Origin of the sequence: Delftia sp. WSY_22 (genome assembly GCF_043104185.1) — a bacterium.
In the GTDB taxonomy this organism is placed as follows: Bacteria; Pseudomonadota; Gammaproteobacteria; order Burkholderiales; family Burkholderiaceae_C; genus Comamonas; species Comamonas tsuruhatensis.
Window position 1 is genome coordinate 538,231 of the sequence record NZ_JBICKN010000006.1, and the last position, 26,599, is coordinate 564,829.

Annotated in this window: 24 protein-coding genes; 12 read left to right on the forward strand and 12 right to left on the reverse strand. The window is 67.9% G+C overall.

Translation table 11 applies throughout. From position 1 onward, the window contains the following. Positions 1 to 102: 102 nt before the first annotated feature. From ACF8NF_RS03035 to ACF8NF_RS03065, 7 genes are all read right to left on the reverse strand, one after another. Positions 103 to 1,419, reverse strand: a complete 1,317-nt coding sequence (locus ACF8NF_RS03035) for a DUF3422 family protein (RefSeq protein WP_016445737.1) — start codon at positions 1,417 to 1,419, stop codon at positions 103 to 105. Positions 1,420 to 1,572: 153 nt separating this feature from the next. Then, positions 1,573 to 3,084 carry a tripartite tricarboxylate transporter permease gene (locus ACF8NF_RS03040; RefSeq protein ID WP_016445736.1) on the reverse strand — a complete coding sequence of 504 codons (1,512 nt, stop codon included), beginning with the start codon at positions 3,082 to 3,084 and terminating at the stop codon, positions 1,573 to 1,575. Positions 3,085 to 3,099: 15 nt separating this feature from the next. After that, positions 3,100 to 3,588 (reverse strand): tripartite tricarboxylate transporter TctB family protein, encoded by a 489-nt coding sequence (locus ACF8NF_RS03045; protein ID WP_016445735.1) that lies wholly within the window; start codon positions 3,586 to 3,588, stop codon positions 3,100 to 3,102. 196 nt (positions 3,589 to 3,784) lie between these two features. Then, a complete protein-coding gene (locus tag ACF8NF_RS03050; RefSeq protein WP_016445734.1) occupies positions 3,785 to 5,587 on the reverse strand; it encodes a GspE/PulE family protein in 1,803 nt (600 codons plus the stop codon). A 69-nt stretch (positions 5,588 to 5,656) separates the two neighbouring features. Then, positions 5,657 to 6,457 carry a hypothetical protein gene (locus tag ACF8NF_RS03055; protein WP_016445733.1) on the reverse strand — a complete coding sequence of 267 codons (801 nt, stop codon included), beginning with the start codon at positions 6,455 to 6,457 and terminating at the stop codon, positions 5,657 to 5,659. 20 nt (positions 6,458 to 6,477) lie between these two features. Then, positions 6,478 to 7,023 (reverse strand): DNA-deoxyinosine glycosylase, encoded by a 546-nt coding sequence (locus ACF8NF_RS03060; RefSeq protein ID WP_392450034.1) that lies wholly within the window; start codon positions 7,021 to 7,023, stop codon positions 6,478 to 6,480. Positions 7,024 to 7,098: 75 nt separating this feature from the next. Then, positions 7,099 to 7,920: a TatD family hydrolase gene (locus ACF8NF_RS03065; protein WP_043789797.1), complete on the reverse strand. Its 822-nt coding sequence runs from the start codon at positions 7,918 to 7,920 to the stop codon at positions 7,099 to 7,101. A gap of 214 nt (positions 7,921 to 8,134) precedes the next feature. On the opposite strand from ACF8NF_RS03065, the gene ACF8NF_RS03070 reads away from it, so the two are divergent. Then, the gene (locus ACF8NF_RS03070) at positions 8,135 to 9,601 is read left to right on the forward strand and encodes a methyl-accepting chemotaxis protein (protein ID WP_133072223.1); all 1,467 of its coding nucleotides are present in this window, start codon (positions 8,135 to 8,137) and stop codon (positions 9,599 to 9,601) included. Between the two features lie 43 nt (positions 9,602 to 9,644). Here the strand turns inward: ACF8NF_RS03070 and lolD are convergent, their stop codons facing one another. The 3 genes from lolD to ACF8NF_RS03085 form a co-directional block, all read right to left on the reverse strand. Then, positions 9,645 to 10,361: a lipoprotein-releasing ABC transporter ATP-binding protein LolD gene (lolD, locus tag ACF8NF_RS03075; protein ID WP_392450036.1), complete on the reverse strand. Its 717-nt coding sequence runs from the start codon at positions 10,359 to 10,361 to the stop codon at positions 9,645 to 9,647. Further along, positions 10,354 to 11,607, reverse strand: coding sequence for a lipoprotein-releasing ABC transporter permease subunit (locus ACF8NF_RS03080; protein WP_034347641.1), 1,254 nt, complete (start codon positions 11,605 to 11,607; stop codon positions 10,354 to 10,356). The genes lolD and ACF8NF_RS03080 overlap by 8 nt, the downstream gene beginning before the upstream one ends. A gap of 61 nt (positions 11,608 to 11,668) precedes the next feature. After that, positions 11,669 to 12,139: a MarR family winged helix-turn-helix transcriptional regulator gene (locus ACF8NF_RS03085; protein ID WP_016445728.1), complete on the reverse strand. Its 471-nt coding sequence runs from the start codon at positions 12,137 to 12,139 to the stop codon at positions 11,669 to 11,671. A 179-nt stretch (positions 12,140 to 12,318) separates the two neighbouring features. Between ACF8NF_RS03085 and ACF8NF_RS03090 the strand changes: the two genes are divergently transcribed. From ACF8NF_RS03090 to ACF8NF_RS03120, 7 genes are all read left to right on the forward strand, one after another. Beyond that, positions 12,319 to 13,341: a tripartite tricarboxylate transporter substrate binding protein gene (locus tag ACF8NF_RS03090; protein WP_392450038.1), complete on the forward strand. Its 1,023-nt coding sequence runs from the start codon at positions 12,319 to 12,321 to the stop codon at positions 13,339 to 13,341. Positions 13,342 to 13,385: 44 nt separating this feature from the next. Beyond that, complete coding sequence (locus ACF8NF_RS03095) at positions 13,386 to 14,711, forward strand: sulfatase (protein ID WP_392450039.1); 1,326 nt, start codon at positions 13,386 to 13,388, stop codon at positions 14,709 to 14,711. A gap of 67 nt (positions 14,712 to 14,778) precedes the next feature. After that, the gene (locus ACF8NF_RS03100) at positions 14,779 to 15,777 is read left to right on the forward strand and encodes a hypothetical protein (protein WP_017406863.1); all 999 of its coding nucleotides are present in this window, start codon (positions 14,779 to 14,781) and stop codon (positions 15,775 to 15,777) included. Positions 15,778 to 15,787: 10 nt separating this feature from the next. Continuing rightward, positions 15,788 to 17,506, forward strand: a complete 1,719-nt coding sequence (gene recJ / locus ACF8NF_RS03105) for a single-stranded-DNA-specific exonuclease RecJ (RefSeq protein WP_016445724.1) — start codon at positions 15,788 to 15,790, stop codon at positions 17,504 to 17,506. 98 nt (positions 17,507 to 17,604) lie between these two features. After that, positions 17,605 to 18,285, forward strand: a complete 681-nt coding sequence (locus tag ACF8NF_RS03110) for a CsgG/HfaB family protein (protein WP_016445723.1) — start codon at positions 17,605 to 17,607, stop codon at positions 18,283 to 18,285. Continuing rightward, positions 18,282 to 18,656: a DUF4810 domain-containing protein gene (locus ACF8NF_RS03115; protein WP_016445722.1), complete on the forward strand. Its 375-nt coding sequence runs from the start codon at positions 18,282 to 18,284 to the stop codon at positions 18,654 to 18,656. Before ACF8NF_RS03110 ends, ACF8NF_RS03115 begins: the two co-directional genes overlap by 4 nt. Position 18,657: 1 nt before the next feature. Next, entirely contained in the window at positions 18,658 to 19,320 is a 663-nt protein-coding gene (locus ACF8NF_RS03120) for a DUF799 domain-containing protein (protein ID WP_017407772.1), read from the forward strand. 57 nt (positions 19,321 to 19,377) lie between these two features. Here ACF8NF_RS03120 and ACF8NF_RS03125 read toward each other — a convergent pair whose 3' ends face one another. Further along, positions 19,378 to 21,150, reverse strand: coding sequence for a methyl-accepting chemotaxis protein (locus ACF8NF_RS03125; protein WP_046984442.1), 1,773 nt, complete (start codon positions 21,148 to 21,150; stop codon positions 19,378 to 19,380). A 211-nt stretch (positions 21,151 to 21,361) separates the two neighbouring features. On the opposite strand from ACF8NF_RS03125, the gene ACF8NF_RS03130 reads away from it, so the two are divergent. Together ACF8NF_RS03130 and ACF8NF_RS03135 are read left to right on the forward strand one after the other, a co-directional pair. Further along, complete coding sequence (locus ACF8NF_RS03130; protein ID WP_016445719.1) at positions 21,362 to 22,225, forward strand: 3',5'-nucleoside bisphosphate phosphatase; 864 nt, start codon at positions 21,362 to 21,364, stop codon at positions 22,223 to 22,225. 25 nt (positions 22,226 to 22,250) lie between these two features. Beyond that, positions 22,251 to 22,895: an L-threonylcarbamoyladenylate synthase gene (locus ACF8NF_RS03135; protein ID WP_016445718.1), complete on the forward strand. Its 645-nt coding sequence runs from the start codon at positions 22,251 to 22,253 to the stop codon at positions 22,893 to 22,895. Between the two features lie 74 nt (positions 22,896 to 22,969). Here the strand turns inward: ACF8NF_RS03135 and ACF8NF_RS03140 are convergent, their stop codons facing one another. After that, complete coding sequence (locus tag ACF8NF_RS03140; RefSeq protein ID WP_046988665.1) at positions 22,970 to 24,295, reverse strand: methyl-accepting chemotaxis protein; 1,326 nt, start codon at positions 24,293 to 24,295, stop codon at positions 22,970 to 22,972. A 176-nt stretch (positions 24,296 to 24,471) separates the two neighbouring features. On the opposite strand from ACF8NF_RS03140, the gene ACF8NF_RS03145 reads away from it, so the two are divergent. After that, positions 24,472 to 25,149 (forward strand): site-2 protease family protein, encoded by a 678-nt coding sequence (locus ACF8NF_RS03145; RefSeq protein ID WP_016445716.1) that lies wholly within the window; start codon positions 24,472 to 24,474, stop codon positions 25,147 to 25,149. Positions 25,150 to 25,224: 75 nt separating this feature from the next. Beyond that, positions 25,225 to 26,517 (forward strand): tryptophan--tRNA ligase, encoded by a 1,293-nt coding sequence (locus ACF8NF_RS03150; RefSeq protein WP_017404606.1) that lies wholly within the window; start codon positions 25,225 to 25,227, stop codon positions 26,515 to 26,517. Positions 26,518 to 26,599: the final 82 nt, after the last annotated feature.

Here is a 26,599-nt window from a genome sequence, read left to right on the forward strand (position 1 = left end):
GCAGAACGGCAGCGCACATTGTGCGCGAGGCTTCGACGCTTTCACGCCAAACGTGAGAAAACGTGAACTCGCCGGCACACCGGCGAGCCCCTGGCGCTGCCTTCAATGCGCGCCGCCGCCGTGCTGGCCACGGAACAGCCTGTGGTGCAGCCTGCGCAAGGACCACCACACACCCAGCGCCACCACGGGAATGGCGACGGCGGCCGTGCTCTCCGGCGACCAGGGCCAGCCCAGGGCCTTGGCGCCCTTGGCCAGATAGCTGATCAGGCCCGTGAAGTAGTAGGTGATGGCGGCCACGGACAGGCCTTCCACCGTGGACTGCAGCTTGAGCTGCATGTCCTGGCGCTGGTTCATGGCGCCCAGCAGTTGCTGGCTGCTTTGCTGCTGCTCGATCTCCACGCGCGTGCGCAGCAGGCTGCTGACGCGCGAGACGCGCTCGGACAGCGCGTTCTGCCGCCGCGCCGCCCATTCGCAGGTGCTGCGCGCCGGCGTCAGGCGCCGGTCCATGAACTCGCGGATGGTCTGTATGCCGTCGATGCGTGATTCCTGGATGTCCTGAATGCGCTTGTCCACCAGCTCGAAATAGGCCGCACTGGCGGAAAAGCGCGAGTGCGTGGTGGCGTACTCGCTCTCCACCTGCCCGGCCAGGCGCGTGAGCCGGTCCAGCAGCGCCGGCTCGGCATCGCGGTCCGCCAGGCGGATGGAATGGGCCAGGGCCGCCAGGTCCCGCTCGGCCGTGGCCAGAACGGCAGCGGCCTGGCGGGCGGCAGGCAGGCCCAGCAAGGCCGCCATGCGGTAGGTCTCGATCTCCAGCAGGCGCTGCACCAGCCGCCCCAGGCGGCGCGGCGACAGCGATTCGCCGGCCAGCAGCAGCATGCGCGAGAAGCCATCGGCATGGATGGCGAAGTCCGTGTAGACCTTGCCCGCATCGCCGGCCACGCGTGCGCCCACCAGCGTGTCTTCCTGCAGCAGGTGGCGCACCAGGTGCGGCTCGTTGATCGCCTGTTCCTGCAAGGCCCACAGGTGCAGGCCGCTCAGGCACTGGCCAGGCAATGCAGCCAGCCAGTCGCGCGGCACGTAGTCGATGGCGGCCTCGGGCTCGCGCACATCGTCCATGCCGGCCTGCGACATGGGCTTGCTGAAGGTCCAGCAGACGAATTCCGTGTGCAGCTCCCAGCGCAGGTGAAAGGCGCCCAGATCGATGAGCACATGCGTGGTCGCCGCATCGGGCGGGGGCAGGTGGTGGTTGCGCAGCAGGGTGGCCACATGGGCGCGGCTGGCCTCGCGCTGGGCCGCGTCGGTGAGCATCACCACATGGGTGATGGCCAGCGGCGCCTGCATTTCCTCGGCGGGACGCGCATGGATCTCGTTGTGCAGCAGCACGCGCAGCGGGTGCTGGGATGACAGAAGTGGGGACATCGTGACCTCGAAAGACTGCGCGCTATTGTGCAGGCACGGGCGCTGCGTCCTCCCGCCATCCGGGATCAACAGCTTTCACGTGCATTTCTCGTCGACGCAAAAAAAAACGGCCCCGAAGGGCCGTCAAGCAACATGGTTGCAGCGCTGAGGCGATCAATCCTCGACGAATGCTTCTTCGCGCTTGTTCTTCACTGCGGGCATGAGCACCACCACCAGCAGCACCACGGCGGCGAGCAGCAGGCCGGCCGAGATCGGACGGGTCACGAACACGCTCCAGTCGCCACGCGACAGCAGCAGCGCACGGCGCAGGTTTTCTTCCATCATCGGGCCCAGGATGAAGCCCAGCAGCAAGGGAGCCGGTTCGGTGCCCAGCTTGTGGAACACATAGCCCACGAAGCCGAAGATACCCACCATCCACACGTCCCAGGTGTTGTTGTTGGTACCGTACACGCCGATCGCGCAGAACAGCACGATGGACGGGAACAGCCAGCGGTAGGGCACGGTCAGCAGCTTGATCCAGACGCCGATCAGCGGCAGGTTCAGGACGATCAGCATCAGGTTGCCGATCCACATCGAGGCGATCAGGCCCCAGAACAGCTCGGGGTTGCTGGTCATCACCTGCGGGCCCGGCTGGATGTTGTGGATGGTCATCGCGCCCACCATCAGTGCCATCACGGCGTTGGGCGGAATGCCCAGCGTCAGCAGCGGGATGAAGGAGGTCTGCGAACCTGCGTTGTTGGCCGACTCGGGCGCGCACACGCCACGGATGTTGCCTTGGCCGAAGGGGACTTCGCCCGGCTTGAGCTTGGTCTTCTTCTCGATGGTGTAGGCAGCAAAGGCCGACAGCATGGCACCGCCACCGGGCAGGATACCCAGGGCAGAACCCAGGGCCGTGCCGCGCAGCATGGCAGGCAGCATGCGCTTGAAGTCCTCGGCGGTGGGCATCAGGCCCGTCACCTTGGCGGCGAACACTTCGCGCTCGTCCTCGGGCTTGGACAGGTTGGCAATGATTTCGCCGTAGCCGAACACGCCCATGGCGATCACGACGAAGTCGATACCGTCGGTCAGTTCGGGAATGTCGAAGCTGTAGCGGGCCACACCGGAGTTCACGTCGGTACCGACCATGCCCAGCAGCAGGCCCAGCACGATCATCGCAATGGCCTTGAGCAGCGAGCCCGAAGCCAGCACCACGGCGCCGATCAGGCCCAGGGTCATCAGCGAGAAGTACTCGGCAGGGCCGAACTTGAAGGCCACTTCCGTCAGCGGAGGCGCGAAGGCGGCCAGGATCACGGTGCCCACGCAGCCTGCGAAGAACGAGCCGAGTCCTGCAGCAGCGAGAGCGGGTCCCGCTCGCCCCTTTCTGGCCATCTGGTAGCCGTCGATCACGGTCACCACGGACGAGGATTCACCCGGCAGGTTCACCAAAATGGCGGTGGTCGAGCCACCGTACTGCGCACCGTAGTAGATACCGGCCAGCATGATCAGCGCCGCCACCGGAGGCAGGGCGTAGGTCGCTGGCAGCAGCATGGCGATCGTTGCCACGGGGCCGATGCCTGGGAGCACGCCGATGAGCGTACCGAGCAGACAGCCGACGAAGCAGTAGATCAGGTTCTGGAAAGTGAAGGCGACGCCGAAGCCGGTCGCCAGGTTCTGAAAAAGTTCCACGGACGATGCTCCTGCTTAGCCGGTGATGAAGCTGGGCCAGACGGGGAACTGCAGATTCAGTGCCCACACGAAGGCCACATAGCTGCCTACGGCAAGAACGGTGGCCAGAATTGCCACTTCCTTGAAGTTGAAGCTATGGCCGCCCAGGCTGGCGATGAACACCAGCGCGTAGATGGCGACGATCAGACCGAACTGGGGAATGCCCAGATTGGGAACGCCGACCAGCAGGATGCCGAAGGCAAAGTTCGCGGCCAGGATGAAGAACACCTGCTTCCACGCCCACTTGCCGATCTTGTCACCGCCGGAGGGTCCCTTGGTCAGGCCGGAGAAGCAGATGGCCGTGCCCAGAATGGACATCAGCACACCCAGGATCAGCGGGAAGTAGCCCGGGCCCATGCGGGCACCGGTGCCGACGGTGTAGTTGGTTGCGCCGATCGCAAAAGCGAGGCCGACAACCAAAAACATCACGCCGGAAAAAAAGTCTTTCTGACTCTTGATTTTCACGAGAATGTCTCCTTACGGAATCACGACCCGGCGATTTTGCGTTCAGAAAAACTGTGTCCGAATGTGGATTCCACCTACAAAGGGCATACCCTCATGTCCTACCCGCATGAGGAAAAAAGGGTGCCCATGCCAGGCACCCCATCCATCATTGGCAACGGCCTGCGCAAGAGCAGGCACTTACGTTTTTATCCGCCAGTCAGCCCAGCAGGGGCGTGCTGGCCATGACCTCTTGCAGCGTGGTCACGCCTTCGGCCACGCGCAGGGCTCCGGCCAGGCGCAGCGGACGCATGCCGTCCTGCACGGCCTGGCGGCGCAGCGCATCCATGGACGGCGAGGTGTGGATCTGCTGCTTGAGCGCCTCGCTCACGGTCAGCAGCTCGTACAGGCCCATGCGCCCGCGAAAGCCCGTCATGCGGCAATCCACGCAACCCACGGGCTTGTAGGGCTGGTAGCTGCCTGACAGTTTCCAGGGCCGCACGGCCTCGGCCAGCGTGGCGGCCGAAGTCTCCTCGTCGCGCTGCTTGCATTGCGGGCACAGCGTGCGCACCAGGCGCTGGGCCAGCACGCCCAGCAGCGTGGCGTTGATCAGGTAGGGCGGCACGCCCAGCTCCATCAGCCGGCTCACGGCGCTGGGCGCATCGTTGGTGTGCAGCGTGGAGAACACCAGGTGGCCGGTCAGCGCGGCCTGCACGGCCATCTCGGCCGTGGCCAGGTCACGGATTTCGCCCACCATGATGATGTCCGGGTCCTGCCGCATCAGCGAGCGCAGTCCCTCGGTGAAGCCGAAGTCCAGCTGCGTCTGCACCTGGGTCTGGTTGAAGCTGGGCTCGATCATTTCGATCGGGTCCTCCACGGTGCTGACGTTGACCTCCTCCGTGGCCACGCGCTTGAGCGTGGAGTACAGCGTGGTGGTCTTGCCCGAGCCCGTGGGACCGGTCACGAGGATGATGCCGTGCGGGCGGCGCACCAGCTCGTTCCAGCGCTGGGCGTCATGGCTGGTGAAGCCCAGGGCGTCCAGGTCCTTGACCGTGTTGTCGGGGTCGAAGATCCGCATCACCAGCTTTTCGCCAAAAGCCGTGGGCAGCGTGGACAGGCGCATTTCCACCTCGTCGCCGCGCGGGTTGCGGGTCTTGATGCGCCCATCCTGGGGACGGCGCTTTTCCACCACGTCCATGCGCCCGAGCAGCTTCACGCGCGAGACCATGGCATTGAGAACGCCCATGGGCACCTGGTAGACCGGATGCAGCACGCCGTCGATGCGAAAGCGGATCACGCCCTGGTCGCGCCGGGGCTCCATGTGGATGTCGCTGGCGCGCTGGTCGAAGGCGTATTGCCACAGCCAGTCCACCACGCGCACCACGCCCTGGTCGTTGGCATCGAGCTGCTTGCTGCTGTTGCCCAGCTCCACCAGCTGCTCGAAGCTGGCCGCGCTGGCCGCACCGCCGGCCTTCTCGGCAGCGCGCACCGACTTGGCCAAGGCGAAGAACTCGCCCGTGTAGCGCTTGAGGTCCACCGGACTGGCCAGCACGCGGCGCACCTTGCGGCGCGCCTGGCGCTCGACCTCGGCCACCCAGTCGTCGATGAACGGCTCGGCCGTGGCCACCACCACTTCCTGCGGCGACACCTGCACGGGCAGCACCTTGTGGCGCTCGGCATAGCTGGCGCTCATGATTTCGCCCACGCGGCCCGCATCCACGCGCAGAGGGTCGATGCGCAGGTAGGCCAGGCCGCTGCGGCTCGCCAGGTACTGGGTCAGCTCCTCGATGTCCAGCGCGCGCCCGTCACCGGCCCGGGCCACGCCCACGTTGGCCAGCCGGACCAGCGGGTGCTGGGTGCTCTCGGCCTGCGAGCAGCGCGCCACGGTGCGCTGGGCCTCTTCGGCCGTGATCACGCCGTCGGCCTGCAGCCACTGCACCAGCCTGCGCCAGTCCAGGGGCCCCGAAGGATTGCGCGGAGCGACGGCGGTTGTGGGCTGTGCGGTGGAGGTCGGGTCGGACATGGCGTTGGGCCGGAAGCTGAACTGCGCCCTATGGTAAGCCTGCCGGCCTCCCTGCCCGGCCAGCCCGCTCTACCAGGGCCGCACGAAGATCTTGGGCCAGCGCGTGGTGGGCAGGTCCCAGCGGGCCTGCACCTGGGCGCTGGCGGCCTGCAGCGCTGCGGGGTCGAGCGCGCGCGGGGTGCGCTGGGCCAGCACCACGGTGTTGCCTTCGCGCGTGGGGCGGAAGGCCCACATGGCCTCTTCGCCAAAGGCTTCGGCCATGCGTGCCAGGCTGCGCTCGTAGCTGGAGGTGCGGCCGAACAGGTTGACGGTCATGATGCCGTCCTCGGTCAGCAGATTGCGGCAATCGGCATAGAACTCGGCGCTGTCCAGCACGGGCGCGGCCGCATCGTGGTCATAGAGATCAACGGCCAGCGCATCGACCGTGCCCAGCCACTGGCTCTTGCGGATTTCCTGGGCCGCATCGGCCAGCACCACGCGCAGCGTGTCGCTGTCGGGCGGCAGCTTGAACCAGCTGCGGCACACGGCCAGCACCTGCGGGTTCAGCTCGATGGCCGTGGTGCGCATGCGCAGCTTCTTGTGGCAGAACTTGGTGATGGCCGCGGCGCCCAGGCCCAGCTGCATGGCATGGCGGCCGGCCACGCTGGCGGGTTCCATGAACAGCAGCCAGCCCATCATGCGCTGCACGTACTCCAGCTCGATCTCGAAGGGCTCGCGTATGCGCATGGAGCCCTGTATCCAGGGCGTGCCCAGGTGCAGGTGGCGCACATCGCCATCGTCGGAGACGCTGACTTCGGGCAGCTCGGCATCTGCGGCGTTGGCGGGAGAGGAAGGGGCGGCCTTGGCGGCGCCACGGGTCTTGCGTATCACGTCGGGAAAAATGGAAAGATTCAGAGCAGTTGATGGAGAGCCAGCGCCTCGCGCCAGGCCTGGACCTTGCGTTCGAAACGCCAGCTCGCGTTGGCCGGGCTGGTCGATGGCAGCTTCACGGCAGCCAGGCCCAGGGCCTGCGTGCGGCCGGCGTGCTTGTAGCTCTCGCCACCGTTGTGCAAGGCCAGCGTCAACTGCGGGCAGTGCGTGCGCAGCCCAGCGAAGTCGTTCACCTCGGCAGCGCGGATGGCGCTGTCCAGGCTGCCTTCGCGCTCGCAGCTGGCGTACACATCCCACAGCCCCAGGCCCCGGGCCAGCAGCCATTCGCAGCGGCCCGCATAGTCATCGCGGCCGGGCTGCGGATACTCGGGCCACAAGGCCTGGAGCAGGGGCCAGAACTGGTTGTGCGGATGGGCATAGTACTGCTGCAATTGCAGCGATCGCAGGCCCGGAAAGCTGCCCAGCACCAGGGCCCGGGTCCGCGCATCGGCCACCGGCGCCAGGCCCTGCCAGCGCGGGGTGCCGGGGGGCGGCAGGTCGGGAACGGTCAAGGACATGGCCGGCATTGTCGCCCAGCGGTCGCCGGGCTGCTGGCAGCGGGCGGCAAGACCGCTCAGGTTCAGGTTCCGCTCAAGCCTGGTTCAGGCCATGGCGGGCAGGCCTCGCAGCGCGGCACGCGCGTTGCGGCCCGTGGCCTCGGCCAGGGCCTGGGGCGTGATGCCGCGCAGTTGCGCAATCACGTCCGCAATGCGTGCCAGCTCGGCCGGCGTGTTGCGGCCCTGGGCCTGGCCCTGGGCGCGCTGCCCGGCCGTGGTGTAGAGCCAGTGCGGCGGAATGTCGGGAGCGTCGGTTTCCAGCACCAGCGCGTCCAGCGGCAAGCTGGCTGCCAGCTCGCGCAGCCTGAGCGCGCGGTCATAGGTCACGGCGCCGCCGAAGCCCAGCTTGAAACCCAGGTCGATGAAGGCCTGGGCCTGCTGCCCGCTGCCGTTGAAGGCATGGGCAATGCCGCCCGCCACGGGCCGTGCACGCAGGGTCTTGAGCAGCCGGTCGCTGGACTTGCGCACATGCAGGATGACCGGGAGATCGAACTCGCGCGCCAGCGCGATCTGCTGCTCGTAGAACCAGACCTGCCGCTGTGCGTCCAGCCCCGGCACGAAGAAGTCCAGCCCGATCTCGCCCACGGCCACCAGTTGGGGATCGCCACGCAGCCGGTCCAGCGTCTCGCGCAATGCGGCAATGTCCTGCTCGCGGGCATTGGGCGTGTACAGCGGATGGATGCCCAGCGCATAGCTGTCGCCATGGCGCCGCGCCAGCGCCACTACCGTGTCCCAGTGCTCGCGCGCCACGGCCGGAATCACCAGATGCGCAACGCCTGTCTCGGCCGCCTGCGCGCGCACGGCATCGCGGTCGGCATCGAATTCAGGGGCATCGAGGTGGCAGTGGGTGTCTATCCAGGCGGGCATGGCCGCATCATGCCACCGGCCCGGGCAGCGCCCGTCCAAGGGGCAGACGAGGCCCGGAGCAAGGGCAAACCCTTGGCTTATTGCGAGTCGGCTCCGTTTGACAAAATCAATACACGAATGGCTTGCGCCTCCATAAAAATACATAAAGTAACACTTACACCCCGCATCGGGCTCCCGCATCACCGGCCGGCATGCTTTGGAGAGAGGAATTCCCATGAAGCGCTCAGCATGGAGTCGAATCCTGGACCTCGGTGGCGCACGCCGCAAGGCGGAGCTTGACGGGCAATTGGCCGCCATACACAAGTCCCAGGCGGTGATCGAGTTCGACCTGCAAGGCCATGTGCTGGCTGCCAACCAGAACTTCCTGGACACCATGGGCTACGAGGAGCACGAGGTCATCGGCCAGCACCACCGCATGTTCGTGGACAGCCAGGTCAGCGAATCCCCCGAATACGCCCGGTTCTGGCAGCGCCTGGGCAGCGGCATCCACGATGCGGGGCGCTACCGGCGCATCGCCAGGGATGGGCGCGATGTCTGGCTGCAGGCCAGCTACAACCCCATCTTCGACCGGCATGGCCGGCCCTTCAAGGTGGTGAAGTACGCCACCGACATCACCGAGCAGCAGCGCCGCAACGCCGATGCCGAAGGCCAGCTGGCGGCCATCTCCAAGGTGCAGGCCATCATCGAGTTCGACCTGGACGGCAACATCCTCCATGCCAACCGCCTGTTCCTGCAGGCCATGGGCTACACGCTGGACGAGGTTGTCGGGCGGCACCACAGCATGTTCGTCCAGCCCCATGAGCGCCAAAGCGCCGAATACGCGCAGTTCTGGCGCAAGCTGGGCAGCGGCCAGCACGATGCAGGCCAGTACCTGCGCATCGGCAAGCACGGCCGCCAGGTCTGGATCGAGGCCAGCTACAACCCCATCCTCGATGCCGACGGCCGGCCCTTCAAGGTAGTCAAGTACGCCCGCGATATCACGCGCCGCTTCACGGCCGCGCAGACCCTGGGCGAGGCCATGCAGGGCCTGAGCGAAAGCGCCGAGCACGCAGGCCAGGCCAATGAACTGGCCCGCCAGGCCTGCCGGGTGGCCGAGCAGGGCGGGCGCACGGTGCACGAGGTCATGGGCACCATGGAGTCCATCAGCGCCAGCTCGCGCAAGATCAACGACATCATCGGCGTGATGGACGGCATCGCCTTCCAGACCAATATCCTGGCGCTGAACGCCGCCGTGGAGGCGGCCCGCGCCGGCGAGCAGGGCCGGGGCTTTGCCGTGGTGGCCGGCGAGGTGCGGGCACTGGCGCAGAACAGTGCTGCCGCCGCCAAGGAGATCAAGCAGCTCATCCACACCTCGGTGGAGCAGGTGGCTCTGGGCGCCGAGCAGGTGCGACAGGCCGGCGGGACCATGCAGGAAATCGTGGATTCCTCCCACCAGGTCACGGCCATCATGGGCGACGTGGTGCAGGCCTCCATGGCGCAGTCTGCGCGGCTGCGCGAGGTCACGGCCGACCTGACGGCCCAGAGCGTAAACATCGGCGACACGCCCCGCGCGCAACCCGTGCGCAAGTCGCTGCCGGCGGCCATGGTTCCCGAGGCCCCGCAGATCAAGGCGGCGCCAGCGCCCACCGTGGTGCCTGTGCGCACGCCGCACATGGGCGGCAAGCTGCTGCGCATGGCCTGACGCCGGAGCGCGCAGGACGGCGCATGCAGGACCCATTACAGGGTCAGGCCAGCTGTCCCTGCACCAGGCGCACCATGCGGTCGCAGCGCGCCGCGAGCTGCTCGTCGTGCGTGACCATCACAAAGGCCGTGCCATTGCTGCGCGCCAGCTCCAGCATCAGGCGGAACACGGTGTCGGCCGTGCTGCGGTCCAGGTTGCCGGTGGGCTCGTCGGCCAGCACGCAGGCAGGCTGCGTGACCAGGGCGCGGGCAATGGCCACGCGCTGGCGCTCGCCCCCCGACAGCTCGGCCGGCCGGTGCAGCATGCGTTCGCCCAGGCCCACGGCCGCCAGCATGCGTGCGGCGCGCTCCATGCACTCGGCCCGGTCGTCGCGGCGTATGCGCAGCGGCATGGCCACGTTGTCCTGGGCGCTGAATTCGGGCAGCAGATGGTGGAACTGGTAGATGAATCCCAGGTGCCTGTTGCGCAGCGCACCCTGCTTCTGGGCGCTGAGTTCATGCAGGGGCTCGCCCTTGAGGGTGACGCTGCCGCTGGTGGGGGCATCCAGCCCGCCCAGCAGGTGCAGCAGCGTGCTCTTGCCCGAGCCCGAGGCGCCGACAATGGCCAGCGTCTCGCCCGCACGCACCTGCAGGTCGACACCTGCCAGCACCTGCACGTTGAGCCGTCCTTCGGCGAAGCGCTTGGTCAGGCCGCGCGCATCGAGGACCACGGCGCCCTGCTGGGACACTTCGAAACCGGGCATCACATTCACTTCATTCATAGCGCAGCGCCTCGGCGGGGTTCACGCGGCTGGCGCGCCAGCTCGGGTAGATGGTGGCGACAAAGGCCAGGACCAGGGAGATCACGGCGATGGGCATGATGTCGCTGTACTGCGGATCGCTGGGCATCTTGCTGATCAGGTAGATGTCCTTGGGCAGGAAGTTGGCATGCAGCAGGCGCTCGATGGCCGGCACGATGACATCGATGTTGAAGGCGATGCCCAGGCCCAGCAGCAGGCCCGCGAAGGTGCCGATGACGCCGACCATGGCGCCCTGCACCATGAAGATTCCCATGATGCTGGACGGCGAGGCGCCCAGCGTGCGCAGGATGGCGATGTCGGCGCGCTTGTCGGTCACCGTCATCACCAGCGTGGACACGAGGTTGAACGCAGCCACGGCCACGATGAGCGTGAGGATGATGAACATCATGCGTTTTTCCAGCTGCACGGCCGCGAACCAGGTGCGGTTCTGCTGGGTCCAGTCGCGGATCAGCAGGCGGTCGGTGATGGTGTGGGCCAGCTCCATGGCCACGCGCGGTGCCTCATGCAGGTCCTTGAGCTTCAGGCGGATGCCAGTCGGCCCTTCCAGGCGGAACAGGCGCTGCGCGTCCTCGTAATGCATCATCACCAGGGCCGAGTCGTATTCGTAGTGGCCGGAGTCGAAGGTGCCTGCCACATGCATCTGCTTGAGGCGCGGCACCACGCCGGCCGGCGTGACCTGGCCGCCCGGGGCGATCAGCGTGACCATGTCGCCCTGGCGCACGCCCAGCGAGCGCGCCAGCTCCACGCCCAGCACCACGTTGAACTCGCCAGGCACCAGGCGCTGGAGCACCTCGGCATTGGTGGCGGCCACGTCGGTGACCTCGCCCTCGCGCGCCGGATCGATGCCGCGCACCAGGGTGCCCTTCATGTCCTCGCCACGCGCCAGCAGCGCCTGGGCCGCGACGAAGGGGGCGGCGCCCAGCACGTCGGGGTTGGCGCGCGCCTCGCGCATGGTGCGCTCCAGATCGGGCAGCGCCGCGCCCTGGGGCGCGAAGATCTCGATGTGCGAGACCACGCTGAGCATGCGGTCGCGCACTTCCTTCTGGAAGCCGTTCATCACGCTGAGCACGATGATCAGCGCCGCGACACCGAGGGCGATGCCCAGCATGGAGACGCCGGAGATGAACGAGATGAAGCCGTTGCGGCGCGTGGCGCGCCCGGCCCGGGTGTAGCGCCAGCCGACGGCCAGTTCGTAGGGAAATTGCATGGGCATGCATTGTGTCATCGCCCGCAGGCCCTGCATGGCGGCAGGCTTTGCCGTCGGCGTGTCAGCGCCGGTGCCGTCCGCGGTCCACGCGCGGCAGGGCGTCGTAGCGGCCCTCTGCCTCCAGCGTCAGCGCATGGCGCTGCAGCCTGGCCAGCAAGGTGTCGAATTGTTCAAGTTCCTCGTCGCTGAGCACGGACACCAGGTCCAGGTGGATCTGGGCCATGCGCGGCAGGATCAGGCCGTACATGCGCCGCCCCTCGGCGGTCAGCGACACGGCCACGCGGCGGCGGTCGCCGGGCAGGGGGCTGCGCTGCACCCAGCCCTTTTCCTCCAGCCCGCTGAGGGCGCGCGAGGTGCGTGCGCGGTCCAGCTGCGCGCGTTCGGCCAGCTCCGACGACAGCAGGCCCTCGTTGGCAGCCACCGTGGCCATCACGCCCCACTCGCGGCGCGTGATGCCGAAATGCGCCTCGCACATGCGCATGGCCACGCCGCCCGCTGCACCGAAGTAGCGGTTGATGCGAAACAGCAGCATCTGCTGGATGGAGGTGGGAGCGGGACGGGTATTCACGGGGAACAGTTGATTAGATCAATTGCTGCGGGGACTTCTACAGTGGCCCCGTCCGGAAAGGAGACAACGGGAGCCACCGTCCGGAGCCGGCCTGGGGATTCTCGCAAAGCCCGGCGCCCCCGCAGCGCAGAAAGTTCGCCACCATGTTTTCCCTGTTCCAAGCCACCCATGCCCCCCATGCCTTGCGCAGCCCGCTGCTGCGGGCCGGCCTGGCCCTTCTGCTGGGCCTGGGCTCCGGCGCTGGCGCCCGAGCCGATGCGGCCGCCGATGCCGCGGCCTGGCCCGCCAAACCCGTGCGCATCGTCGTCGCCTTCGCGCCCGCCGGCGCTGCCGACATCCTGGCGCGCAGCCTGGGCGAGGTACTGCAGCGTGAACTCAAACAGCCCTTCGTCGTGGACAACCGGCCCGGCGCGGGCGGCAACATCGGCACCGACAACGCGGCCAAGGCGCCCGGCGACGGCTATACGCTGCTGGTCGGCATCGACACGACCTTCACCGTCAATCCCTTCATCTACAAGAGCATGCCCTTCAAGGGCACGGACCTGCGTCCCGTGATGATGATCGCCTCGCAGGGAATGATGGTGGCCGTGAATCCCCGCACAGGCCTCAGGACCCTGGACCAGTTCATCGCCCAGGGCAAGAGAAGCGGCCTGACGCTGGGCTCGGCCGGCTACGGCACGCCGGGCCATCTGGCCTCGGCCATCCTCACCCATGCCACGGGCGCCAAGGTCAGCCACGTGCCCTACAAGGGCAACGCCCCGGCCAGCACGGCCGTGCTGGCCGGCGAGGTGGACGGCGGCATCATCAGCTCCTCGGCCATGCTGGGCCAGGTGGCGGCCGGCAAGGTCGTGCCGCTGGCCGTGACCACGCGCCAGCGCAACCCGCTGGTGCCCGGCGTGCCCACCGTGGGCGAGCTGGGCCACAAGGACCTGGAGCAGGAAGTGCTGTTCGCCCTGTGGGTGCCGGCCGCCACGCCCGAGCCGCTGGTCGCCAGGATCCAGTCCGCGCTGGAAAAGGCCATGAAGGATCCGGCGCTGCGCGAGCGCATGCGCGCCAACGACCTGTTCTATGAAGGCCTGACCGGTCCGGCCGCCGCCGAACGCATACAGGCGCTGGCCGACCGCTACCGGACCGTGATCCAGTCCACCGGAATGAAGATGGAATGAGCGCCGCCGCTTCCCGCCCACGACCCTGCACAGAACGCATTTCCATGTCCCGTCCCAATATCCTCTTCATCGTGGCCGATGACCTCGGCTATGCCGACCTCGGCTGCTACGGCGGCCGCGCGGCCGACTTCGGCCCGGTGTCCCCGGTGCTCGACCGCCTGGCCGCCGGCGGCCTCAGGCTCACCCAGGGCTATGCCAACTCGCCCGTGTGCTCTCCCACGCGCTTTGCCCTGGCCACGGCGCGCTACCAGTACCGCCTGCGCGGTGCGGCCGAGGAGCCCATCAACAGCAGGACACGCGGCACGCCGCTGGGCGAGAAGCTGGGCCTGCCGCCGGACATGCCCACCGTCGCATCGATGCTCAGGGATGCCGGCTACCGCACGGCGCTGATCGGCAAGTGGCACCTGGGCTACCCGCCGCACTTCGGCCCGCTGCGCTCGGGCTACGAGGAATACTTCGGCCCCATGTCGGGCGGCGTGGACTACTTCACCCACCTGAGCAGCTCGGGCCAGCACGACCTGTGGGTGGGCGAGGAGGAACACCATGACGAGGGCTACCTGACCGACCTGCTGTCGCAGCGCAGCGTGGACTTCGTCCACCGCATGGCCCAGGGCGATGCGCCCTTCTTCCTGAGCCTGCACTACACGGCGCCGCACTGGCCCTGGGAAACGCGCGATGACCGCAGCACGGCCGAGGCCCTGGGCGCAGGCATTGCCCACCTGGACGGCGGCAACATCCACCAGTACCGCCGCATGATCCACCACATGGACGAAGGCATAGGCTGGATCGTCGAGGCGCTGCGCGCCAAGGGGCAGCTGGACAACACCCTCATCGTCTTCACCAGCGACAACGGCGGCGAACGCTTCTCCGACAACTGGCCCCTGGTCGGCGGCAAGATGGACCTGACCGAAGGCGGCATACGCGTGCCCTGGATTGCGCACTGGCCGGCCGTCATCGCGCCGGGCCGCAGCAGCCGCCAGCACTGCATGAGCATGGACTGGTCGGCCACGGTGCTGGATGCCGCCGGCGTGCAGGCGCCAAAGGGCCATGCGCTGGACGGCGTCTCCCTGCTGCCCGTGCTGCGCGCCGAAGATGCCGAATTCCCACGCACCCTGCACTGGCGCATGAAGCACCGCGGCCAACGTGCCCTGCGCGATGGCGACTGGAAGTACCTGCGCGTGGACGGCATCGACTACCTGTTCGACCTTGCCGCCGACGAGCGCGAGCGCGCCAACCAGGCAGTGCGCGCGCCCGAGAGACTGGCCGCCATGCGCAGCGCCTGGGAAGACTGGAACCAGGGCATGCCGCCCATCCCCGAGGACGCCACGGTCAGCCTGGTCTCTTCGGCCCGCGACATGCCCCAGCGCTGAACCGCGCTCCAAGGGGAAAAAACGAAGGCGCAGGCACTGCGGCACCCCATGCCCGACAATAGCGGCCATGCTTTTGACCGCTCCCCTGGTGTCCTCCACCCAAGCCCCGCTGGAGGAAACAACCGAATGGATCATTCCCTATGCCGGCGGTCCGTCCTCGGATGCGGCGGATGACGCTGCCGTCGCGGCCGTCTGGGGTGGACTGGAGCTGCCCCATCTCCAATCGCTGCTGGCGCTGATGCAGCCCGCGCCCGCACAGACCGGCACGGAGATGGATTTTTCTCCCCCCCACGAACGCGCCCTGGCGCACTCGCTGGGCCTGCCCGATACACCGGGCCTGATTGCCTGGGCCGCCTGGCAGGCCGGTGAGACGGCACAGGCCTGCGCCTATGTCACGCCCTGCCACTGGCACATAGGCGCAGACCAGGTGCACCAGAGCGATCCCGCCACCACACCCCTCAGCGATGAGGAATCCCGCCAGCTGCTGGCCCTGCTGGCGCCCTGGTTCGCCGACGACGGCATCGTGCTGGAGTACCAGCAGCCGCAGCGCTGGCTGGCGCGCGGTGCGCTGTTCGATGACCTGGCCACGGCCTCCATGGACCGCGTCATCGGCCGCGACGTGCGGCCCTGGCTGCCCGACGCGCAGCAGGCGCGCGCCCTGCACCGCCTGCAAAGCGAGGTGCAGATGCTGCTCTACACCCATGTCTTCAACGACGCCCGCGCCGCGCGCGGCCAGGTGCCCATCAACGCCTTCTGGGTCCACGGCGCCGGGCGCCTGCAGCCCGGCACGGCCACCGGCGCCAAGGCCGCCGTGCAATGCCTGGACGACCTTCACGCCGCAGCCCTGCAGGGCAACCCCGCTGCGTGGCGCGAGGCCTGGAAGGCGCTGGACGCCGGGCTCATCGCCCGCCTGCTGGAGCGCGTGCGCGCAGGCCACCCGCTCACGCTGACGCTGTGCGGCGAACGCCATGCCATCGCATGGAGCAGCCGCCCGCCGCGCTGGCTGGACAGGCTGACGGGCCTTTTCGGCCCCCGCGCCCTGCCCGACCTGGGCCGCATGCTCTGACACACTGCCCATGAAAATCATTCCCCGCGAGATCCCTGCGCAGCAGGCCTGGGCACTGCGCCAGGCCGGTGTCCACCCGCTGCTGGCCCAGCTCTACGCCGCACGCGGCGTGTGCTCCGCCGACGAACTGGACGACACGCCCGCGCGCCTGCTGGCCCCCTCGGGCCTGCTGGGCATGGACGCCGCCGTGCGGCTGCTGGCCGATGCCATAGAGCGCGGCCTGCGCCTGTGCATCGTGGCCGACTACGACTGCGACGGTGCCACCGCCTGCGCCGTGGGCTGGCGCGGCCTGCGCATGCTGGGCGCGACCGAGGTCGGCTACCTGGTGCCCGACCGCGTGGTGGACGGCTACGGCCTGACACCCCCCATCGCGCGCCGTGTCAAGGAAACCGGCGCCGACGTGATGGTCACCGTGGACAACGGCATTGCCAGCGTCGAAGGCGTGGCCGAGGCCAAGTCCCTGGGCCTGCAGGTGGTCGTCACCGACCACCACCTGCCCGGCAACCACCTGCCGCTGGCCGATGCCATCGTCAACCCCAACCAGCCCGGCTGCAGCTTCGAGAGCAAGTCCATGGCCGGTGTCGGCGTGATGTTCTACGTGCTGCTGGCCCTGCGAGCCGAACTGCGCGCGCGCGGCCGCTTCGACAAGGCCAGCCAACCCCGGCTGGAGGCCCTGCTGCCCCTGGTCGCCCTGGGCACGGTGGCCGACGTGGTCCGGCTGGACGCCAACAACCGCCGCCTGGTCGCCCTGGGCCTCAAGCAGATACGCCGGGGCCAGATGCAGCCGGGCCTGCAGGCCTTGTTCGACGCGGCCGGCCGCAAGGCCTTTGCGGCCACCACGTTCGACTTCGGCTTTGCCCTGGGCCCGCGCATCAATGCAGCAGGCCGGCTGTCCGACATGACCATCGGCATCGAGTGCCTGACCACAGACGATGCGGGCCGCGCCGCCAACCTGGCCCAGATGCTGGACGCCATCAACCGCGAGCGCCGCGAGCTGGAAGGCGGCATGCGCGAGCAGGCCCTGCTCATGGCCGAGGGCCTGTGCACGGACGGCATGACGCCGCCGGCCGCCATCAGCGTGTTCGACCCCGATTTCCACGAAGGCGTGGTCGGCATCGTGGCCTCGCGCATCAAGGACCGCATGCACCGGCCCAGCTTCGTCTTCGCAGCCAGCGGCGCGCCGGGGCACGAGCATGAACTCAAGGGCTCGGGCCGCTCCATTCCCGGCTTTCACCTGCGCGACGCGCTGGACCTGGTATCCAAGCGCCACCCTGGCCTGCTGCTGCGCTTCGGCGGCCACGCCATGGCGGCCGGCTGCACCATTGCCGAAGCCGGATTCGCCGTGTTCGAGAAGGCCCTGGCCCAGGTGGCCCAGGAATGGCTGGACGCGGCCACGCTGACGCGGCGCATAGAAACCGACGGGCCTCTGGACCCGGATTTCCGCAAGCCGGAAATGGTCGAGCAGCTCAATCTCGCGGTCTGGGGCCAGGGCTTTGCGCCTCCCACCTTCAGTGAACAGCTGGAAGTGCTGTCACAGCGCCTGGTCGGGGAAAAGCACCTGAAACTGCAATTGCGCCATCAGGGCGAAACCGTGGACGGCATCTGGTTCGGCCATACCGACCCGCTGCCGTCATCGGCCTGCATTGCATTTCGCATGGACATCAATGAATGGCGCGGAGAGCGCAAGGTGCAATTCCTGATCGAGGGCGTTCATTCGGACGTTTCCTAGAGATTCCACCGGCCCTTCACGGCGCCGCTCGGTTAATATCCCCGGTTTTTTGCAACAATTTATTGCAAATTCATTCCAAGAAAACCGGGGAAAAACTCATGACTTCTCGCCTGTGGCCTTGCACGGCCATTGCCATCACCCTGGCCGCCGGCCTTTCCGGCTGCGCCACCACCGAGCAATCGCGCACGCTTGAAACGGCCAAACCCGCTTCTGCATACAGCGCCTATCAAGGCCCGCGCAGCCCCATTTCCGTGGGCAAGTTCGACAACCGCTCCAGCTTCCAGCGCGGCATTTTCTCGGACGGAGTCGACCGCCTCGGTGGCCAGGCCAGAACCATCTTGGTAACCCACCTGCAGCAAAGCGGCCGATTCAGCGTGCTGGACCGCGACAACATGTCCGAGACCCGCCAGGAAGCGGGCTTCAACCGGCAGGAGCAGGCGATCAAGGGCGCCACCTACGTCGTGACCGGCGACGTGAGCGAGTTCGGCCGCAAGGTGGTCGGGGACCGCCAGTTCTTCGGCGTGCTCGGCCGTGGCAAGGAGCAGGTGGCCTATGCCAAGGTCAGCCTGAACATCGTCCGGGTGCAGACCTCCGAAGTCGTCTATTCGGTGCAGGGCGCAGGCGAATACAGCCTGTCGAACCGCGAAATCGTGGGATTCGGCAGCACGGCCGGCTATGACTCCACACTCAATGGCAAGGTGCTGGATCTGGCCATCCGCGAAGCCGTGGACAAGCTGGCGGCCGGCATGGACAGCGGTGCATGGAAGCCCGCGCAATGAAGCAGATTCCCCATTCGGCCGCAACCCTGGCTGCACTGGCCATTTGCGCCTCGTTGGCCGGCTGCGCCGCACCGCGCCAGCCGCTGTATGCCTGGAACGATTACCAGCCCCAGGTCTATCAATACCTCAAGGATGACGGAAGCACAGGCGCCGAGGACCAATTGCTCAAGCTGGAAGAAACCCGCCTGAAGGTGCAGGCCGAGGGAAAGGCTTTGCCCCCCGGCTATCGCGCCCATATGGCCATGCTGTATTCCCGGACCGGCAACAACGAAAAGACGGTGCAGCAATTGGCAGAGGAAAAGCAGCATTTCCCCGAATCCGCCAAGTTCATGGACACGCTGCTGCAAACCTTCACGGCCCGCAAGGATTGAGATGCGCCTGAGCACACACATCAAGACCCTGGCCCTGGCCATGACCGTCGCACTGACCGGGTGCGCCACCACTGCGCCCTATGACTATTCGGCACTGCGGGCATCCAAGCCTGCATCCATCCTGGTCATGCCCGCGCTGAACCAGTCGCCGGAAGTGAATGCGCCGGCGGGCGTGCTGTCGCAGATCACGCTGCCGCTGGCCGAGGCTGGCTACTACGTCCTGCCCGTGGCGGTCACCGAGGAAATGTTCCGCCAGAACGGCATCGTCAGCGCCGACGATGCGCAGGAACTGCCCGTGGCCAAGCTCCGTGAAATCTTTGGCGCCGATGCGGCCCTGTACCTGAACATCCGCAACTACGGCACCAGCTATGCGGTGATCAGCAGCGCCTCGGTGGTCACGCTGGACGCCAAACTGGTGGACCTGCGTACCGGCACACAGCTGTGGGACGGCAGCGCCACGGCCTCCAGTGCCGAAGGCCAAAGCTCGGGCGGCGGACTGGTCGGCATTCTGGTGACGGCACTGCTCAACCAGATCCTGGACACCATGAACGACCGCAGCGTGCAGATCGCCTCCATCGCCAACCAGCGCCTGCTGTCGCCCATGGCGCAGCGCGGACTGCTGCCGGGCCCGCGCTCGCCCGACTACGGCAAACCGCGCAACTGACGAAGGCCTGCAGGCCGGCGCACATGCACGCGCCGGCCTGCATCCCCGCTCCTCCCGCTAGAAGGTCTCCCAGTCGTCGTCCGCGCCGGCCTTGGCAGGTGCCCGGGCGGGCGCCTTGGCCACAGGCGGCTGGATCTGGGGCGCCGGTGCATTGCGCACGGCGGCAGCCGGGCGTGCCGCGGGCGCGGGGCGCGCCGCCGCTGCAGGGGCTGCTGCCGGTCGGCGCGCCACGGCGGCTGAACTGGCGGGCGCCTGCGCCCGGGCCGGTGCCAGCGCACTGCCTTCCTGCCCCAGCTTGAACACCGCCACCACCTCGGACAGGCGCCGCGCCTGGTCCTGCATGGCCAGCGCAGCCGCGCTGGATTCCTCGACCAGGGCCGCATTCTGCTGCGTCATCTGGTCGAGCTGGCTCACGGCCTGGTTGACCTGGCCAATGCCGTCGCGCTGCTCGGTGGACGAGGCGGTGATCTCGCCGATGAGGTCGCTGACGCGGCGCACGCTGGAGACGATTTCCTCCATGGAGCGCCCCGCCTGCTCCACCTGCTGCGAGCCCGACTGCACGTTGTCCACGCTGGTGGTGATCAGCAGCTTGATCTCCTTGGCGGCCTCGGCACTGCGCTGCGCCAGCGAACGCACCTCGCCGGCCACCACGGCAAAGCCCCGGCCCTGCTCGCCGGCGCGGGCCGCTTCCACGGCGGCGTTGAGCGCCAGGATGTTGGTCTGGAAGGCAATGCCGTCGATCACGCCGATGATGTCGGCGATCTTGCGGCTGCTGTCCGTGATCTGCTGCATGCTGGTGACCACCTGGGCCACCACGGCGCCGCCCTGCTCGGCCGCCTGCGCGGCCGTGGCGGCCAGCTGGTTGGCCTGGCGCGCCGTATCGGCCGACTGGGTGACGGTGGCCGTCAGCTCCTCCATGCTGGCCGCCGTCTCCTCCAGATTCGCCGCCGTCTGCTCGGTACGCGAGGACAGGTCCTGGTTGCCGCTGGCGATCTGGTTGGAAGCCGTGGACACGGACTCCACGCCCGAACGCACCTCGCCCACCACGCCGCGCAGCCGCTGGGCCATGCCGTTGAGCGCCTGCAGCAGATGGCCCAGCTCATCGCCCCGGTTGCTTTGCACCGACCCCGTGAGATCGCCTGCGGCAATGCCGTCGGCCAGCGCCACGGCCTGGTCCAGCGGCCGTGTGATGGAACGCATGATGGCCATGCCCATGAACAGGCCCAGGGCCACGATGAGCGCGCTGGCCAGGGCGCCGATCCAGTAGGCCCGGGTGCGGTGGGCGACGCCCTCCTCGCGCGCCAGCTCGCTTTGGCGCTCCTGCTGCTGCACAAAGGCTTCCTGCGCCGTGTTGTAGCGCTCGGCCGCCGGGCGCAGCTGCTTTTCCACGATGTCGAAGGTGGAGGCGAAGTCGCTGGCCTTGCGCGCATCCTGGGCCGCCGAGTTGGCCTTGAGCGTTTCCCGGCGCTCGGCCGCCACGGCCTCCAGCGCCTGTTTGCCCTTGGCATCGAGCTGCAGCTCGCCCACCTGCTTTTGCAGCACGTTGATGCGTTCTATGCCCTTGCTCATCAGCGCGCGCTGCTGCGCGGCCAGCGTCTCGTCGGGTGACATGGCCGCGACGATGGAGCGCTCCACGCTCATCTGGGTCAGATGCCGCCACTCGCGCGCCAGCGTGGCGCCGCGCTGCGCGGTCATCACGTCGGTGTTGATCTTCTCGTTGACTCCGTGCAGATAGAACAGGATGCCGCCGTTGACCGCCAGCATGCTCACCAGCAGTCCCAGCACCAGGGCCCAGAGTTTCTGGGCGACGGTGATTTGATTCAGATTCATGGAAAAACCGATCTTTTTTCTAACAATGCCGGAGCCTGGCCATGGCGCCCCGCCGACCTTCGCTCCGGGCAATCATTCTTGTCCACCCTTGACGGCGCCTGGCTGATCATCGTCATGCCGCTGTCACTATTGAGGGCGGTAAACCCGCACTCAGGGAAGTCCCCAGCCGCAGCGCCAGGCTCGGAAAAGGACCGACACCTACAATGGGCCGGTGCCCAAGTCCTATCTGAATGCCGATCTGCACAGCCACTCCGTGGTCTCGGATGGAACGCTGACGCCTGAACAACTGGCCGAACGTGCCGCGGCCCGCGGCGTGCAGCTGTGGGCGCTGACCGACCACGACGAGGTCGGCGGCCAGCACCGCGCAGCCGCCGCAGCGCGCGCCTGCGGCCTGGACTACCTGACGGGCGCAGAGATCTCGGTGAGCTTTGCAGGCACCACGGTGCACATCGTGGGCCTGGGCTTTGACGCAGACGACCCGGCCCTGGTCGAAGGCCTGCATGCCACGCGCGACGGACGCGGTCCCCGCGCCCGCGAGATGGCCCGCCAGCTGGAGCTGGCCGGCATTGAAGGCAGCTACGAAGGCGCGCTGCGCTTTGCCGGCAATCCCGCGCTGATCTCGCGCACGCATTTCGCGCGCTTTCTCGTGGAATCCGGCCGCTGCCGCGACACCGGCGAGGTGTTCCGCCACTACCTGACCGAAGGCCATCCCGGCTACGTGCCCCATACCTGGGCGCGCCTGGCCGACGCCGTGCGCTGGATCACGCAGGCCGGCGGCGTGGCGGTGATCGCCCACCCGGCCCGCTATGCGCTGACGGCCAACGAGGAGTACGCGCTGTTTTCCGAATTCAAGGCCCATGGGGGCCAGGGCGTGGAGGTCGTCACCGGCAGCCACCGCCCCAGCGAGTACGCCGTCTATGCCGACATGGCCCGCGAGTTCGGCCTGGCCGCCTCGCGCGGCAGCGACTTCCACAGCCCCGAGGAGTCGCATACCGACCTGGGCGACCTGCCCTACCTGCCGGGCCAGCTGACGCCGGTATGGGAACTGCTGGGCGAGCGCATTCAGCCGGCCTGAGCCCTTCCCGCAAACAACGCACACCATGGTCCTACGCTTCGAAGCCCACCCCGACAATCCCCAGCCCCGTCTCATCAAGCAGGCCGCCGACATGCTGCGCCAGGGCGCCATCCTGGCCATTCCCACGGACTCCAGCTATGCACTGGTCTGCCATCTGGACGACCGCCCTGCGGTGGAGCGGCTGCGCCGCATCCGCCAGATCAACGACAAGCACCACCTCACGCTGCTGTGCCGCGACCTGTCGGAGCTGTCCAGCCATGCGCGCGTGGACAACCGCCAGTACCGGCTGTTGAAGCTGGCCACACCGGGGCCGTACACCTTCATCCTGGAAGCCTCCAAGGAAGTGCCCAAGCGCCTGAGCCACCCCTCGCGCAAGACCATCGGCCTGCGCGTGCCGGACCGCAAGGGCACGCAGCTGCTGCTGGAGCAGCTGGGCGAGCCGCTGATCGCCACCACGCTGATCCCGCCCGGAGAGACCGAGGCCCTGCATGACGCGGATGCCATCCTGGAGCGCTTTCCCCACGAGCTCGATGCCATCGTCGATGCAGGTGCCTGCCCCTCGGAGCCGACCACGGTGATCGACCTGGTGCCCATGGCCCTGGGCAATCCGCCCACCGTGGTGCGGCAAGGCCGGGGCAGCCTGGAGGCCCTGGGCCTGGAAATGACCTGAATCACCCCCCCCGCACAAGCATCAACGCCGGGCATGCCCGGCGTCTGTTTTTGCAGCTTGATCCTGAAAGGCGTTCAGTGCTGCGCCCACTCCAGGGGCGGGGGTGCAGCAGCCGGCGCGCGCTGCAACGGCCTCGTCACAGCGGCGGACAAGACTGCAGCGGGAGCCATCGACGGCTTCTGCGGCTGCACCCGCACGCCAGCGCCAGCGTCCTGCGGCTCGTCATCGAGCTTGAAGGCGCCCACGGCCTGCTCCAGCTCCTGGGCGCGCTCGCTCAGCGCCGAGGCCGCACGCGAGGCCTGATGCACCAGGGCCGCGTTCTCCTGGGTGGCGCTGTCCATGTGGCCCACGGCGGCGTTGACCTGGGCAATGCCTTCGCTTTGCTCGCGCAGGGCCTGCGACATTTCGCCGAGCAGGCCCGAGACCTGGCCCACGGCGCCGACAATCTCCTGCATGGTGGCGCCCGCCTGGTTGACCAGGCCCGCGCCGCTTTCCACCTGGCGCACGCTGGTGGTGATCAGTTCCTTGATCTGCTTGGCAGCCTCGGCCGAACGGCCGGCCAGGCTGCGCACCTCACTGGCCACCACGGCGAAGCCCCGGCCCTGTTCGCCCGCGCGTGCCGCCTCCACGGCCGCGTTCAGCGCAAGGATATTGGTCTGGAAGGCAATGCCTTCGATGACCTGGATGATGTCCACGATCTTGCGCGAGCTGCCGCTGATGGCCTCCATGGTCTGCACCACCTCGCCCACCACGGCCCCCCCGCGCCTGGCCGTGGACGATGCATCGACGGCCAGGCCGCTGGCCGAATGCGCGCGCTCCGCGTTCTGGCGCACGGTGGCCGTGAGCTGCTCCATGCTGGCCGCCGTCTGGGCCAGCGCCGAGACCTGGGCCTCGGTGCGGCGCGACAGGTCGGTGTTGCCGGCGTCGATCTCACCGGCCGACAGGCCGATGGAATCCGTGGACTGCTTGATGCGGCCGACCAGTTCGGTCAGCGTGTCTTCCATGGTGCCCAGCGCGCCCAGCAGGCGGCCGAAGTCGCCCTGCAGTTCGGTCGAAAACTCCTGGCTCAGGTCGCCGGCGGCCACCGTTTCGGCAATCAGGATGGCCTGGCCCAGCGGCTGCACGATGCCGCGCCGCAGGCTGAACCAGGCCACCAGGGCCAGTGTGCAGACGGCCGCCCCCAGGCCCAGCACCCACCAGCGCGTGTGCACCAGCGCCTGTTCGGCCACCGTGGTCGCCCCGCCGGCCGCCAGCGCCTGCTCGGCCTGCCCCAGCGAGAGCACCGTGACCGCCATCATCGTGAACACCAGCAGATTGATACCGCCGAACGCAATCACCAGCCGCCAGCCTATCGGCAGCCTGCCCAAGCCCAGTACGCCCACGTGCCACCTCTTGTCCATATGGCCCGAGGGCCTTGGTGAAAAACCTGTTGATTCGCCCATCGCATTGCTGTTTCATTTTGCAACACAGAGGCGGCTGTTGCCAATCCGCGGGAAACCACCATATCCGGTCGGCCGCAGCGCTGCGCACGGGCTCTGGCGGTGCCCAGCGGCAAGGGTGGCCGCCGTCTGAGACAATGCCCGCCGTGGACATCTCCAACCTCATCCAGACCGTACTCATCTATGCCCTGCCCGTGCTCTTCGCGATCACGGTGCACGAGGCTGCCCACGGCTATGCCGCACGCCACTTCGGCGACAACACGGCCGCCATGATGGGACGCATCACGCTCAACCCCATCAAGCACATCGACCCCATCGGCACCATCCTGATGCCGCTGCTGCTGTATTTCGCCACCTCGGGCGCCTTCCTGTTCGGCTACGCCAAGCCCGTGCCCGTGCGCTTCGACCAGTTGCGCAACCCCAAGCGCGACATGATCTGGGTGGCCCTGGCGGGCCCGGCCTCCAATTTCGTGCAGGCGCTGATGTGGGGCGTGCTGCTCGTGGTTCTGGTCGGATCGGGAGTGGGCGAGCGCTTCTTCATTGAAATGTGCCGCGCCGGCATCCTGGTCAATCTGGTGATGTGGGCCTTCAACCTCTTCCCGCTGCCGCCGCTGGACGGCGGGCGCATCCTCGTCGGCCTGCTGCCCTGGCGCCAGGCGCAATGGGTGGCGCGGATCGAACCCTGGGGATTCTTCATCGTCATGGGACTGGTCATCGCCGGCGTGGTCGGCAGCCTGTGGCTGCGGCCGCTGATGGATCTCGGCTATGCCGTGATCGATCTCGCGTTGACGCCGCTGATCGCGCTGCTGCGCTGAACGCGCGGCAGACCCGCCCAGCCTGCCCGTCAGATTCCCTTCTTTTCTCTCTATTGCCTGTCGCAGTCTCCCGTCATGAGCACCATCCGTTTCCTCACCGGCATCACTCCCAGCGGAACCCCGCACCTCGGCAACTATGCCGGCATGCTGCGCCCGGCCATCGCGGCCAGCCGCTCGCGCGAGGTGGAGAACTTCTACTTCCTGGCCGACTACCACGCACTGATCAAGTGCCAGGACCCGGCGCGCGTGCAGCGCTCCACCATCGAGATCGCGGCCAGCTGGCTGGCGGCGGGGCTGGACCCCGAGCATGTGACCTTCTACCGCCAGTCCGACATCCCCGAGATCCCCGAGCTGTGCTGGCTGCTGACCTGCGTGACCGGCAAGGGCCTGCTCAACCGCGCCCACGCCTACAAGGCGGCCGTGGACAAGAACCACGCGGACGGCGCCGAGACCGATGACGGCGTGACTGCCGGCCTGTTCATGTACCCCGTGCTGATGGCTGCCGACATCCTGGCCTTCAACGCCCACAAGGTGCCCGTGGGCCGCGACCAGGTCCAGCACATCGAGATGGCGCGCGACATGGCCTCCAGCTTCAACCACATCTATGGCGGCGAGTTCTTCACGCTGCCCGAGGCACAGGTCGAGGACAACGTGGCCACGCTGCCCGGCCTGGACGGCCGCAAGATGAGCAAGAGCTACAACAACACCATCCCGCTGTTCTCCACGCGCGAGCAGCTGCGCAAGCTCATCGGCAGCATCACCACCGATTCGCGCACGCCCGGCGAGCCCAAGGAAGTCGAGGGCTCGGCCCTGTTCCAGATCTACCAGGGCTTTGCCAGCGAGGAAGAAACCGAGGCGCTGCGCCGCCAGTACGCCGAAGGCATTGCCTGGGGCGACGCCAAGCAGCAGCTGTTCGAGCGCATCGACCGCGAGCTGGCCCCCATGCGCGAGCGCTACGAGCACCTGGTGGCCCATCCGGGCGAACTGGAGGACATCCTGCAGGCCGGCGCCACCAAGGCCCGCCGCGAGACCCTGCCCCTGATCCGAGAACTGCGCTCGGCCGTCGGCCTGCGCAGCCTGGCCCAGGCCCCCGTGGCCGCCAAGGCCAAGGCCGCGAAGCAGGCCCTGCCCCAGTTCAAGCAATACCGCGAAGCCGACGGCAAGTTCTACTTCAAGCTCGTGGCTGCCGACGGCCAGCTGCTGCTGCAAAGCCTGGGCTTCGACGCCCCCAAGGAAGCCGGCCAGGCCATCGGCCAACTGCAAAGGGAAGGCGAGGCGGCCCTGTCCGCACTGCAGTCCCGGCTGCAGCCCGCCGACGCGCAGTTGGTGCTGGCCGCCCTGCAGCAACTGCGCGATGCTTCGGAGTAAGGGTAAGCTTCGCTTGAGAAACCGCATATTTGCGGGCAGTCTTGCCCGCAAGCCCTGCGCCCGGGATTCTGGCGCTTGCGTG

What these genes read in the sequence shown, in the direction of transcription:
- ACF8NF_RS03070 (WP_133072223.1), top strand. Translation starts at nt 8,135, where the DNA reads ATGAAGCGCTCAGCATGGAGTCGAATCCTGGACCTCGGTGGCGCACGC.
- ACF8NF_RS03150 (WP_017404606.1), top strand. Translation starts at nt 25,225, where the DNA reads ATGAGCACCATCCGTTTCCTCACCGGCATCACTCCCAGCGGAACCCCG.
- ACF8NF_RS03135 (WP_016445718.1), top strand. Translation starts at nt 22,251, where the DNA reads ATGGTCCTACGCTTCGAAGCCCACCCCGACAATCCCCAGCCCCGTCTC.
- ACF8NF_RS03090 (WP_392450038.1), top strand. Translation starts at nt 12,319, where the DNA reads ATGTTTTCCCTGTTCCAAGCCACCCATGCCCCCCATGCCTTGCGCAGC.
- ACF8NF_RS03120 (WP_017407772.1), top strand. Translation starts at nt 18,658, where the DNA reads ATGCGCCTGAGCACACACATCAAGACCCTGGCCCTGGCCATGACCGTC.
- ACF8NF_RS03125 (WP_046984442.1), bottom strand. Translation starts at nt 21,150, where the DNA reads ATGAATCTGAATCAAATCACCGTCGCCCAGAAACTCTGGGCCCTGGTG.
- lolD (WP_392450036.1), bottom strand. Translation starts at nt 10,361, where the DNA reads ATGAATGAAGTGAATGTGATGCCCGGTTTCGAAGTGTCCCAGCAGGGC.
- ACF8NF_RS03140 (WP_046988665.1), bottom strand. Translation starts at nt 24,295, where the DNA reads ATGGACAAGAGGTGGCACGTGGGCGTACTGGGCTTGGGCAGGCTGCCG.
- ACF8NF_RS03095 (WP_392450039.1), top strand. Translation starts at nt 13,386, where the DNA reads ATGTCCCGTCCCAATATCCTCTTCATCGTGGCCGATGACCTCGGCTAT.
- recJ (WP_016445724.1), top strand. Translation starts at nt 15,788, where the DNA reads ATGAAAATCATTCCCCGCGAGATCCCTGCGCAGCAGGCCTGGGCACTG.
- ACF8NF_RS03050 (WP_016445734.1), bottom strand. Translation starts at nt 5,587, where the DNA reads ATGTCCGACCCGACCTCCACCGCACAGCCCACAACCGCCGTCGCTCCG.
- ACF8NF_RS03065 (WP_043789797.1), bottom strand. Translation starts at nt 7,920, where the DNA reads ATGCCCGCCTGGATAGACACCCACTGCCACCTCGATGCCCCTGAATTC.
- ACF8NF_RS03035 (WP_016445737.1), bottom strand. Translation starts at nt 1,419, where the DNA reads ATGTCCCCACTTCTGTCATCCCAGCACCCGCTGCGCGTGCTGCTGCAC.
- ACF8NF_RS03060 (WP_392450034.1), bottom strand. Translation starts at nt 7,023, where the DNA reads ATGCCGGCCATGTCCTTGACCGTTCCCGACCTGCCGCCCCCCGGCACC.
- ACF8NF_RS03080 (WP_034347641.1), bottom strand. Translation starts at nt 11,607, where the DNA reads ATGCAATTTCCCTACGAACTGGCCGTCGGCTGGCGCTACACCCGGGCC.
- ACF8NF_RS03110 (WP_016445723.1), top strand. Translation starts at nt 17,605, where the DNA reads ATGACTTCTCGCCTGTGGCCTTGCACGGCCATTGCCATCACCCTGGCC.
- ACF8NF_RS03085 (WP_016445728.1), bottom strand. Translation starts at nt 12,139, where the DNA reads ATGCTGCTGTTTCGCATCAACCGCTACTTCGGTGCAGCGGGCGGCGTG.
- ACF8NF_RS03145 (WP_016445716.1), top strand. Translation starts at nt 24,472, where the DNA reads ATGCCCGCCGTGGACATCTCCAACCTCATCCAGACCGTACTCATCTAT.
- ACF8NF_RS03100 (WP_017406863.1), top strand. Translation starts at nt 14,779, where the DNA reads ATGCTTTTGACCGCTCCCCTGGTGTCCTCCACCCAAGCCCCGCTGGAG.
- ACF8NF_RS03115 (WP_016445722.1), top strand. Translation starts at nt 18,282, where the DNA reads ATGAAGCAGATTCCCCATTCGGCCGCAACCCTGGCTGCACTGGCCATT.